15 protein-coding genes are annotated in these 11,207 nt (G+C 45.8%); 5 read left to right on the top strand and 10 right to left on the bottom strand.

Annotated elements, in window-relative coordinates; all coding sequences use genetic code 11:
- Positions 1 to 132: 132 nt before the first annotated feature.
- The 4 genes from ACE3K2_RS21780 to yyaC all read right to left on the bottom strand — a co-directional run bounded on the left by ACE3K2_RS21780 (position 133) and on the right by yyaC (position 3,849).
- Complete coding sequence (locus ACE3K2_RS21780; RefSeq protein WP_421894945.1) at positions 133 to 1,380, bottom strand: class I SAM-dependent methyltransferase; 1,248 nt, start codon at positions 1,378 to 1,380, stop codon at positions 133 to 135.
- Between the two features lie 95 nt (positions 1,381 to 1,475).
- On the bottom strand, positions 1,476 to 2,180 hold the full coding sequence (locus ACE3K2_RS21775) for a DUF6483 family protein (protein WP_421894942.1): 705 nt from the start codon (positions 2,178 to 2,180) through the stop codon (positions 1,476 to 1,478).
- 259 nt (positions 2,181 to 2,439) lie between these two features.
- Positions 2,440 to 3,231: an alpha/beta fold hydrolase gene (locus ACE3K2_RS21770; RefSeq protein WP_036607004.1), complete on the bottom strand. Its 792-nt coding sequence runs from the start codon at positions 3,229 to 3,231 to the stop codon at positions 2,440 to 2,442.
- A 60-nt stretch (positions 3,232 to 3,291) separates the two neighbouring features.
- Positions 3,292 to 3,849, bottom strand: coding sequence for a spore protease YyaC (gene yyaC, locus ACE3K2_RS21765; RefSeq protein ID WP_421894938.1), 558 nt, complete (start codon positions 3,847 to 3,849; stop codon positions 3,292 to 3,294).
- A gap of 158 nt (positions 3,850 to 4,007) precedes the next feature.
- Between yyaC and ACE3K2_RS21760 the strand changes: the two genes are divergently transcribed.
- On the top strand, positions 4,008 to 4,232 hold the full coding sequence (locus tag ACE3K2_RS21760; protein ID WP_017692283.1) for a DUF1128 domain-containing protein: 225 nt from the start codon (positions 4,008 to 4,010) through the stop codon (positions 4,230 to 4,232).
- A gap of 95 nt (positions 4,233 to 4,327) precedes the next feature.
- On the opposite strand, the gene ACE3K2_RS21755 is transcribed toward ACE3K2_RS21760, so the two are convergent.
- Entirely contained in the window at positions 4,328 to 5,053 is a 726-nt protein-coding gene (locus ACE3K2_RS21755) for a pirin family protein (RefSeq protein WP_421894935.1), read from the bottom strand.
- A 138-nt stretch (positions 5,054 to 5,191) separates the two neighbouring features.
- Positions 5,192 to 6,211, bottom strand: a complete 1,020-nt coding sequence (locus tag ACE3K2_RS21750; protein WP_421894933.1) for an asparaginase — start codon at positions 6,209 to 6,211, stop codon at positions 5,192 to 5,194.
- Between the two features lie 176 nt (positions 6,212 to 6,387).
- Between ACE3K2_RS21750 and ACE3K2_RS21745 the strand changes: the two genes are divergently transcribed.
- The 4 genes from ACE3K2_RS21745 (at position 6,388) to ACE3K2_RS21730 (ending at position 8,401) form a co-directional block, all read left to right on the top strand.
- Positions 6,388 to 7,089, top strand: a complete 702-nt coding sequence (locus ACE3K2_RS21745) for a phosphatase PAP2 family protein (RefSeq protein ID WP_421894929.1) — start codon at positions 6,388 to 6,390, stop codon at positions 7,087 to 7,089.
- Between the two features lie 134 nt (positions 7,090 to 7,223).
- Entirely contained in the window at positions 7,224 to 7,481 is a 258-nt protein-coding gene (locus tag ACE3K2_RS21740) for a GlsB/YeaQ/YmgE family stress response membrane protein (protein ID WP_421894926.1), read from the top strand.
- A gap of 64 nt (positions 7,482 to 7,545) precedes the next feature.
- A complete protein-coding gene (locus tag ACE3K2_RS21735; RefSeq protein ID WP_074096444.1) occupies positions 7,546 to 7,953 on the top strand; it encodes a YtxH domain-containing protein in 408 nt (135 codons plus the stop codon).
- A gap of 82 nt (positions 7,954 to 8,035) precedes the next feature.
- The gene (locus ACE3K2_RS21730) at positions 8,036 to 8,401 is read left to right on the top strand and encodes a DUF5665 domain-containing protein (protein ID WP_421894922.1); all 366 of its coding nucleotides are present in this window, start codon (positions 8,036 to 8,038) and stop codon (positions 8,399 to 8,401) included.
- A 32-nt stretch (positions 8,402 to 8,433) separates the two neighbouring features.
- On the opposite strand, the gene ACE3K2_RS21725 is transcribed toward ACE3K2_RS21730, so the two are convergent.
- Genes ACE3K2_RS21725 through ACE3K2_RS21710 form a run of 4 tightly spaced genes read right to left on the bottom strand, consistent with a single transcriptional unit; the run spans position 8,434 to position 11,167 of the window.
- Positions 8,434 to 9,528, bottom strand: a complete 1,095-nt coding sequence (locus ACE3K2_RS21725) for a magnesium transporter CorA family protein (protein ID WP_421894919.1) — start codon at positions 9,526 to 9,528, stop codon at positions 8,434 to 8,436.
- A 59-nt stretch (positions 9,529 to 9,587) separates the two neighbouring features.
- Complete coding sequence (locus ACE3K2_RS21720; RefSeq protein ID WP_047841571.1) at positions 9,588 to 10,361, bottom strand: sigma-70 family RNA polymerase sigma factor; 774 nt, start codon at positions 10,359 to 10,361, stop codon at positions 9,588 to 9,590.
- Positions 10,358 to 10,810: an anti-sigma B factor RsbW gene (gene rsbW / locus ACE3K2_RS21715; protein ID WP_062836469.1), complete on the bottom strand. Its 453-nt coding sequence runs from the start codon at positions 10,808 to 10,810 to the stop codon at positions 10,358 to 10,360. Before rsbW ends, ACE3K2_RS21720 begins: the two co-directional genes overlap by 4 nt.
- Before the next feature lie 18 nt (positions 10,811 to 10,828).
- Complete coding sequence (locus ACE3K2_RS21710; protein ID WP_036606989.1) at positions 10,829 to 11,167, bottom strand: STAS domain-containing protein; 339 nt, start codon at positions 11,165 to 11,167, stop codon at positions 10,829 to 10,831.
- Positions 11,168 to 11,207 lie beyond the last annotated feature (40 nt).

Here is an 11,207-nt window from a genome sequence, read left to right as displayed (position 1 = left end):
ATCGGGTCCTTCTGTCTTATAGATATATACCTGACAGCTATGATGTTGCTTGCTACGAAGTATGTGCACTCTATTGAAGTTCACATTCAGAGACCCTAACTGTAGTATGTCCCTGTATGGGCGTTGGCACACTCAACAAAGGTCGCAATTGGCGGAATCTTGAACGGTTTCTTTGCTCGATTTTGTTTTCCCGCTGACCTGCTTGCCATCGTCAGGAAGCAAATCCGCACAAGCCCGCTCCAAATATGGATCGGCATGAATGAAATCACGGAAAGCTGTGTATTCATTCCACATCTCCGTCACTTCGCCGGCCTGACCGCGAACAGCACGAATCAATATGTTTTTAGGCGTATTCTCCATATCGATGAATTCAAGCAATTGTGTTTTGTATCCCATCAGATCAAGCAACTTGGCACGAATCCCATCCGTAGCCAGTGCGGAAAAACGTTCCTTGAGGATGCCATGGGACAACAACGGATTCATCACGGAAGCCTCTACTTGGTCAAACAGTTCATGCTGACAGCAGGGAACAGACAAAATAACAGAAGCCCCCCAACGAACGGCCTTCTCCAAAGCAGCATCGGTAGCTGTATCACAGGCATGCAGTGTTACAACCATATCCACTTCGTTCAATTCATCATAGTCCGCGATGTCTCCAACCAGAAACTTCAGATCGCCATAATGCAATCGATTAGCCAGATCATTACAGTGTTCAATGACATCTGCCTTTAAATCCAACCCAATAATCTGGAGTGACCGCCGCTGTTGTACAGACAGATAATGATATAAAGCAAAGGTCAGATAAGACTTGCCACAACCAAAATCAACGATGGTCAGTGGACGTCCTTCCGGCAGATGCGGAATGACATCCTGCACCATTTCGAGGAAACGGTTGATCTGTCTGAACTTGTCATACTTGCGGGCCAGCACACGACCTTCTTCGTTCATAATGCCAAGTTCAACGAGGAACGAGACGGGCACTCCCTCTTCCAAAACATATTGCTTCTTGCGATTATGCGACAGATCCACCGCAGTCTTGGAAGCAGATTTAGTCAGTATGGATACTTTATATTTTTTGCTGATCAAAATTTGATAGTCTGCCTCGGTCGTACAGAGCAGGCCTTGACGAAACGTCTCTTCGCATAGCAAAGTCATGCGCTCAGCCGCTTCAGCCGGAGTCAAATTCTCGTGCAGCACTTTGTTGTTATAATGAAATGCAAATTGATAATGCAGCTGATTCTTCAGTGTCACCGGCTTGACTTGCACTTTGGTATACGAGACATTGTCCCGTCTGCGCAGCTGGCTCCAGGTCGCTGTAATCAGCGAATTCTGTTCAAAGATGTCTTGTATAAGCTTTCGCAATGAATCCACGGGGTACATCTCACTTTCGGTTTGGTTTGGTCAACCGTTACCATACCACACTTCCGTTCCCTCTCCAAGTGAAGGCATGTAACAAACCTTGATCCAATTCATATTTAGGAGTTCATCTCTTGACGACTTAGTTCGACTAACCCCTCTTCAACTTCGTTGCGTGGCAAACCGCCTTGCACCAGTTGTTCATCTGTGAGTTGGCTCAACCTTTCATAGAACGCCTGTACATCATCTCGGTAGCTCACCGGGAATTCAGCACCAAGCTGGAGCAACCTGTACCAACTGTTCTCTGCTTGGTCGTAACGTCCTTGTTGTTCACGATAGAGAGCAAGCTGTCTTTCAGTCCGGGCAGGAAGTTCATACTCTCTGGTGAGTCCCAATACACCCTCCACCCGTTCCGGTGCGTCCAATAACTTAGGATTAGCGCCATGATTTAATGCATAGAGGTAAAAATGAAGTGATCTCATCAATCGAATGAGCGCGTCATCCTCTGCGTCCATTCTCTCCTGATCATCGATGCCTTCCACTTTGGCCTTCTCTTGATAAATATATGCCTCTTCTTCAATCAGCCTGGCGGCTTGCTGCAGATTGTCCACTTCAATCATTCCGCGAAAACGGAACATTTCAATAACATCCTCTGCTGGCAACGAGTTCAGTAGCGATAAGTTCATCCCAAACTGCCTGCGCATCAGCTCATCCAGTTCAGACAATGCCTCGGTATGCTTACGTTGCTGTTTGAGCGTGAACACTTTGCCAATAGCTTCAGTCATTTCCTCCATCATGCGGAGCAGATAATCTTTTCTGAACATGCTGTATGCCCCCTCATCATTCGACCCTATACATCCAATCGTTCCTTTATATTTATTTTAATTCATGCCATGACAAAAAGCCAAAAACAAGACGCACGCGTCTGCACTCTGGCCATGAACACGCCAAACCCCGCCTATCCCAAAGGGACGAGGCAGGGGCTCGGTTGAAATGGAACTGGTTACTCCTCCTCTAGAAGAGGTTGAATCATCCAGAAACCAAACTATATTCAAATGAAATCAACATAAATCACTTCATAAATTACTTCGATAATCCAGCCATAAACTGTTTAATGACCTGAATTAACTCTTCAGGAGCTTCATACATGCTCATATGACCTGCACCCGCGATCACCGCTTGCACGATATGTGGCTTGTCACTTGTAAATGTACGTTCTGGCGGGATAACCGCATCCTTCTCTCCTGCTACCAGCAATACAGGCAACGGTGTGGCAGACAACACATCGCGGCGATCCGGACGTTCTCGCATAGCAAGTGCAGCACCAACCGCACCTTGAGGAGCAGTTTGGTAACCAATTTCCTTCACACGTGTGACATGCTTAGATAACGATTCCACATGTTCAGGTGCAAATAAGCCAGGAACCAATCCATCTACAAAATTCACGATACCTTCCGTTTGAATGGTGGAAACGGCGCGAAGACGTTTCTCCTTGGCTTCTTCACTGTCCGGATAGGCTGTGGAATGAATCAGGCCAAATGCATTCAAACGCTCCGGGTGACGTTGTGCAATCGAGAGTGCAATATATCCCCCCATGGAGTGTCCCAGAAGGACCGCTTTTTCCACATTTAATTCATCCATCAGCTGTAAGACATCGTTGCCCATCTGTTCGATGGTATAACTTCCTACAGGTGCATCTGTTTTTCCGTGTCCACGCAGATCAGGTACGATACAGCGATAGCTGCGTGCCAGTTCAGGTACGACCTCATCCCAATACGATGAACTGCCACAGTATCCGTGGAGCAAAATGAGTGCTTCTCCCTTACCTTGTTCGGCATAACAAATCGTCGTTCCATCACACATCACTTTTTCCATATGAATCCCTCTCTCTGCGCGAATTAAATAATTCAGGTTGTATATTATTAAGCCTACATATCAGGAATGAAACGTTTGTCCCCATTTCCATGCTTCGATTGCGGCGTCTGCAATCGTTCGAGACATCCTCATAACCAAGTGAAGCGAGGTCATCTGCAAAATGGAATAGGGTCTTGGTCCAGTGGCATTTACCACAGCTGCTACACTGTATTGTCCGACAGGAGGTAACTTACCTCCAACCGATTGGGCCGGAATGAGTGGGTTATTCGAGAGATAGTATGTACCTACGGCATGTTTTGGACCCAGACATGCATCAATGGCTATGATGGCATGGTGTGCAGGAATAAGTGCCAATTTCTTCTCCAGCGTATCTGCATCACAAGGGGAAGACAGCGTGCCTATCACGTTACCCATTCCGTTCTCTTGCAGCATACTTCCGGTCAGTGGACCCAGAGCATCCCCGGTGGAACGATCCGTACCAATACAGACAAACGTGATTTCATCTGGAGAGTGAAGTTTGAAGATATTCTTGAAAAATAAAACCAGATTCTCTGCAGGCACGCCTTTACGGACTTCCCTTCCTTGATGGCGAACCATTTCTCGCTTATACGCTGCCAAGCTGTATTCCCTCCAGTACACCCAGGTTTCCATGAAAACCTGTTGTTGTATCCATCATTGTAACCGATGCTTGGTTTCCCCGCAAAAGCATTAGCCTGAGCACTTCCAATCATGATACAATAACAAGAGTTTCCGATACGGAAGGGATGAACTTAACGATGGATTTAACTCAAGCAACAGCAGCCAATATGGAATATATGATTGAAGCGATCAAAACCAAACTTCGTATGGCAAGCGGTGCCGCCATGCAAGCTTCGTCATTCCCACTTGAGAAATATGAAGATCTGTTTGACCTGTATGAAATGATTTTGAGCAAGGAACATCTCAGTATCTCTGAAGTGGAAGCCGTCGCTTCGGAACTGGGTAATCTTCGTAAATCTTAGTCCAAAAAAAGGACCTGTTTTCCACATCAACGTGGTAACAGGTCCTTTTTGTATGTTTATATCTCAGGGTTATTTTTCACACTACAATCTGCCCCTTAAGGCAGATCCACCAGAACAAATTCGGCAGGTTCACTGGCTGTGCTCGTAATTTGCAGATCACAGCTTTTGCGAATTCGTGCAGCATCGCCAGGTTTCAGGTTAAAGCTGCCGTCCGAACAATGAATCTCCACATGTCCACTAATCAGGAAAAGGTGTGTCCTTCGATCTTCGTGTTGCGGGTACATCAACTTCTTCCCGGTCTCCAAATGGGACAGGTAACAGGTTACATCCTGGGAAATAGGCAATGCGCCTTCGGTTCCCTCTCCCCCTTGCCCGGATACAATCGGACATAGACGATTCAAAGGCTCCTGCGGCTCTATTTTTCGATTGGTATAGGATGGTTTCAGCAAACGCTCCGATGGCAAAAACCACATCTGGAGGAAACGTACCGGTTCATCCGCTGATGGATTGGTCTCGGAATGTTCCACTCCCGTACCCGCACTCATCACTTGGACCGTACCCGGTTCAAGCCATTGGTCCGTTCCCATACTATCCGTATGTTGGAGTGTACCTGATATCACATAACTGACAAGTTCAAGATCATGATGTGGATGTTTCTTAAAGCCTTCTTGCGGCATCAACGTATTTTCATTATGAGCCAGCAGACAGCCAAAATGGGCATTGCTTGGGTCATCATAATCCGCAAAGGAAAAGCTGAATTCACTGTGTATCCAACCTCGATCCGACGTGTGCCTTTCTTCCGATGTCACCACTTTAATCATGTTCATCCACCTCCAAGGGTTTAGAGCTGCTACGTACCGCAGCAGTCCATGCGTGTATATGAATTGTATAGATGAATACCAGTTGGTATGTCATCTTTACCCGGGGTCCGGCAACTCTAATCACGCCCCTTCTTAAGGTTATACGCTATCTTCAAGTGAGTGGAGAATGAACTCACTATCTGCATGACCTACAAGGGTACCGGCATCATTTCGGATGTCCGAAGGGAACACTTCAGCCAATCGTGCAATGGTTCTATCATTGGAATAACCAATCTGTGTCAGGATGGATTGGGCAATGAGGGCCCACTCTTCCTCGGAACCATCAAGTACCTTGAAGGTGATTCCCAATCGTTCTTTTTTCAGACCAAAACCGAATACGCCCTTGAATCCACCCTTCGCTACAATGTTATCGTCTTCCAACAGAACTGAATCTACACGCTCCGTGCCACCTACCATTAACGGATGTTCATTCATGGCTGATGTGATCGTCTCTACAGCTGTTCTTGTAGAAGGATCGGTGATGAGATCTGGACAAGCGAGCTTCAGGTAGGCGTTCGACAATGCCGACAACGGCAACGAAAATACCGGAAAGCCGCAGCCATCCGTCCCAAGCTCAATCTCTTTTTGCTCAATACCTGCCAGGTCGGCAAAGGTTTCAAGAATTTCACGTTGCACGGGATGATCCGGTTCAGCGTAACTGCCCAGATCAACCTGCTTCATCTGACTATATCCCAAAATGCCCAGATGTTTACCAGAACAGTTATGCAAGATGCGGCGTTTCTCCCCTTGTCCACGTATCCATTGGTTACGGCTTTCTTCATTAAGCGGGTAGCTTGGTGCACAGATCAGGCATTCTTCACCCAATCCGATTTTACCGGATAACTCCTTCAGCACCCGAATGTGCTCCGGTTCCGAACGATGCGAAGAGGACATAATGGCAATCTCCTGTGCTGATAGACCATAGTGGCTGGCAATTCCTGCGCGGATTCCTGGAATCGCTTGAAAAGGTTTGGCAGATGAGCGAGTGAACGCTCTAAAATGAGGGTCACCAGCCGAGTATACGATTCGGCCATACTCATCCGTAATACTTATGTGTCCGTAATGGGCGCATTCCATAACGCCTGCACGGTATTCTTTAATTAACAAGGCACTCTCCATGCGAGTTCTCTCCTTTGTGCTCCCGATTTCATCTCTGCTTTGCGTCACGACGCCGCATGGGATATCTTAAATAGTATAGTACAAAAGCGACGTTTTTACAGTTTTTTCGACAGGCATTTCGGGTATAGCTTTATCATCTATGTTCATCTACTACCATACTGAAGGAGAAACTTACTATGCCACGTAAAATGTCTACACCATCCTCATCTGGTTCAACCGCTGGTATGTTGTTACGCCCCCTCGTCAACTGGAGTTTGGCTGGTATGGCTATCAGTGCTTCAGTCGTATTCATTTTGGCAGGTCTGGGTGCTTGGTTGGGCGATGATTCTATTATTCGTCTGGATGACCAAATTCAGCAATTATTTTATCTGAATTCAGATTCACGTCTTTATCTGTTTCCTTACACTTCATTCATAACCGCGCTGGGCTCATTCAAAATCTCTGCTGTAGCTGCAGGAGGTTTTGCTCTTCTATTCTTCATGCAGCGCAGCCCAAGGTTTGTTATATATGGATATGCGATCTCGGGAAGTTTTGCCATGATGTGGATTCTGAACACAGTATTGAAAGAGTTTTTCAGACGAAGCCGACCTGAACTGGATCATCTGTTGGTCGTTCACGGGTACAGCTTTCCCAGCGGACATGCCATGATCTCCATGGGCTTCTACGGGATGCTCTTTGTGATCTGGGCTATTGAGCAACAGCGACATACATCTTCAGGTGTGTGGCTTCCTGTCCTATGTGGTATCATTTTTATTTTCTTGATTGGCCTCAGCCGCATCATGCTGGGCGTTCATTATCCTACGGATGTATTTACCGGATTTGCTGCTGGATTGGCATGGATCTTCTGCATGATTAAAGGCATTAAACAAAGCCGCTAAAGAATGAATTCCTCTGATTTCCAGTTCATTCATCCTCATCATTATTGTTTCACAGGGTTGCACGGGGTTTATATACGAAGTAAGCAAACGCGAACAGACAACATCCTACATCAAGTTTAAAGGAGGCGGTTGTTATGTGGGGCATCATTATCAGCATTGTGATGGCTGTCATCATCGCTTTGATCGGAGATGCACTTGCCGGTCACAACATGCCTGGAGGCATAATCGGTGCAATGATTGCTGGATTTGCCGGAGCCTGGCTGGGAGCACTTTTGCTTGGTAACTGGGGACCCGTTATCGGTAACTTTGCCATCATCCCTGCCATCATTGGTACAGCGCTCTTTGTTTTCTTGCTGGGGCTTGTGTCCAGACTGCTAAGACAGGCTGCCTGATTCGGGCAACAAGGTGTTCGTTGTTTCGTATTTGTTTTTTAATTTGAAGAAGGAGTGATTAGACATGAATAAAGCAGAAGAGCAATATCCTGTACAGACGGGTTCGACTTTCGCCAAAGGGATTTTCATCGGAGGTTTGCTGGGAGCTGCTGCGGCACTACTCTTTGCGCCTAAACCGGGACGTGAATTGCGTGGTGATCTTTCCGAGAAAGTAGGCATGGTTACAGACCGTACTAAAGAAGTTGCAACCGTTGTAGGTGATAGAGCATCTGAACTGGCTAAAACGGTCTCATCCAAAACTTCCGACATTGCAAAAACCGTAAACCAAGGCCGCAATGATGTAATGGAATCTGTGAGAAAAGCATCCGCAGATGTGGCTAACGAAGCATCCCGTGCATCTGAAGAAGTGGCTGCCGCTTCCGTAGAAGCGAAGGAAGATGCACGTAAAGAACTTAACTCGACTAGCCTATAAGGCTATACAGATCGAGTGACCAATAGCCAGCTGCACTCCAGCTGGCTATTTTTTATCCAATGTGAGTTGAGGGGGACAAATCATGAGTAAAGTTACAATGAACGGAAATACTCCAATTACGGGAGGAACACCGGCACAGCAGTATGATACTAGCGAGCATCCTTTTGAATTGCGGCATGAGGTAAAACGATTGAACACACGTCTGGACCAGATTGCGGACAGTCTGGAGAGAGCACAGATCAAAGATATTATTGAGAATTACAGCAGTCCCAAAAAGCGGATTATTACCAACTTTACAGCAGGTATGGCACGAGGACTCGGTCTGACCGTAGGTACCTTTGTTGTTCTGGGTCTGCTCGCGTTCATTCTCAGCCAATTCGTCAATATGCCGATTGTCGGACAATATATCGCTGACTTGCTTGGTTATATTGAAGATTACAAAAACTAAGAGGACTAGCCAACAGTAGGCTATTCCTTACGCTATTCCGTTGCTCCTTTTTTCTCTGTCTCTTCAGCTGAAGGCTGTGAGGACTTCACTTTGAGCAGATCTCCTGTCCAGCCTTTCATCATCAGCCATACATACATGCTGATCATGCTTAAGATAATAACAACAAGGACCAGTACAACTCCCCATGATTTATCAATAAAGGGCAGGTTCTCAAAGTTCATCCCCCATATCGCGCCAGCTGCCGTGGCGGGTATGAACACAGCTGTGACAATAGTCAGTGTTTTCATGATCTCATTGCCACGTACACCGGAGATTGCATTATCAATGGAGATTAATGTATCGATCTCTTTCTCGTAGTGACTAAACAATCGTTCCATTCGCTCAACTCGATGTTGGAGCTGTTGGAAGTATCGATTCTCATTTATTTCATCAAGGTAAGCCTCATGTGAAGCGGCCATCAGTTCCGAATAAGGGATGAACAGATTACTCCAATACAATAACTCAAATCGAGCGGCGAGAATCTGGTCCATCAAGGTGCGAGCATTGCGGGATTCCATCTTCCGTTCCAGATCACGCAGGTTCATCTCAAAATGATCCATTCCCACATGGTAGTAATGCAGTATAGCTCGAAAAAGTACAAACATCCCGTCCCTGGCCTCACTACATTGCTGTAACATATGGGCACGTTCGTCCGTCTTCATAATCCCTCGGGTACTGTCATCCATATTCAAGGTAACCAGGTTATTGCGATCAACATAAAAAAACATCTGATTATCTTGACGTTTGTCATCTCTCTCATTCTTGACCGCATACAACAATGAACCAAATATAACTGGTTCTATGCCATTCACAAAACGCACGGACAAATAATTCGATTCAACTTCCGGAATTTTATGAAGCCAGTACTGCATATCCGGAAATGCCTCTGTCAGCTCCTCCAAAGCATCGTTCATGTTATACGAGTCAGGTGCAACCCAATCCCACCATTGCCATTGATCCGTGCAAAGTAACTTGTCACGGCGGGCTTCCAACTTGATTTGGTTCTCAATCACTTTATCACTCCTGCACTTATGTTCGTTCATTGCATACTTATCTTTTTTTTGATCCCAAAAAGGACACGTATGCATTTCAGTGCAATGACGTGTCCTTCTTTATGCCGTACTCAACAACATTAGGGTTACATTTTTCATAACATTGAAGCATTCGACATGATCTGTTTCAATTTCTCTGTAGCTCGCTTCTGAATCCGAGATACACTCATCTGCGAAACACCAAGCTTTTGTGCAATTGCACGCTGAGATTGGCCATCCTGAAATGCTAGAATAAGTACCTGCTGCTCTTGTTCCTTCAATTGTCCCAATGCCTGTTGCAAGTCCATCCGTTTTTCGACCGAATCATAGTCATTAACATCTGCACTGATCAGTTCACCCAATGTTGCTGCACTGTCATCCTGAGATAAAGGAGAATCCAGTGACACATAGTGATAACATTCCCGACCAGCCAGAACTTCAATCGTCTCTTCCGCAGTCAAATCAAGGTATTCAGCAATTTCATTCACACCGGGTGAGCGCTCCAACTTCACGGTTAACTCATCAATGGCATGTTGTACAAGGGCCCCCTTTTCCTTAATCCTCCGGGGAACCTGAATATACCAGGATTTATCACGCAAGTAGTTCTTCATATGACCAATCATGCTCTTCATGGCATAAGGTTCAAACGGAATACCCAGATTGATATCGTATTGCTTAAGCAAACGAATCAAGGCCATCTGCCCGGTCTGATACAAGTCTTCGTATAGATCGGGGCGATTCCGAGCAATCTTACCTGCTGCCATTTTGACCATTGGTTCATATTTACGGATAAGAACTGTTGCAATTTCATTATCTTGGGTCTGCTGGTATTCCCAGATCAAACCTATAGCTTCAGACATGGACTCTGGGGGAGTCACTTTTTCATTCATACTTTCTCCTCACTTCTTGCAAGACGTTTTACGAGTACTACTTTCGTACCTTTGCCCGTCTCACTTTCCACACTGACATCGTCCATCAAGGCTTGCATCAGGTAGAACCCAAGTCCGCCAATCTGTGCTTCTGTCAGTTCTTTGTCGTGAAGACCGGCACGCGACACAGCAGGATTCATGTTCTCGAAGCTGGCACCTTCGTCCTTGACAGTAATGGACAATGTTTCGCCATCCACTTCGAATACAACTTCAACCATGCCGCCTTCGTGTGAGTATGCATACAGTACAGAGTTGTTACAGGCCTCGGATACAGCAACTTTCATATCCTCAATGTCTTCATAAGAAAATCCCATCTTGGAGGCAACTCCATAGAGATTAAGTCTTACAATATCAACGTAATCAGCTGTCGCCGGTAAATTAAGGGTGACTCTTTGAACTTCTGCATTCATTCCTTTTTCGATCCTTTCCTATTGGGAATTCTTCTGTGTGACAAAGAATTTGGCGATGCCCGTCATGTCAAAAAGTTTCTGGATTTGCGCAGGAACTTCCTGTACTTCAAAGCGAGCTTCCATTCCATGTCTTGCCTTCAGTACAGATAACAGGATACCAATCCCTGTACTATCAATGTACTTCAATTCTTTCATGTTGATTACAAGATCCTGTTCCTTGTTATCCACGAGCGGCTCCATCACCAAGCGGAAGTCAGGAGCAACCGACAAATCCAGTTCGCCAGTCAGATACACCGTGCACACGCCGTCCTGAGTTTCGGTTCTTGCATTGAATTTTTCATTTTTATTTGTATTCATTAGACATCTCTCTCCTGATCAATGGTTTCCTTACCTAATA

The sequence above is a fragment of the Paenibacillus sp. genome, from assembly GCF_048976745.1.
Lineage (GTDB): Bacteria > Bacillota > Bacilli > Paenibacillales > Paenibacillaceae > Paenibacillus.
Note: the sequence above shows the minus strand (reverse complement) of the source record. Positions and strands in the feature narration are given on the sequence as shown.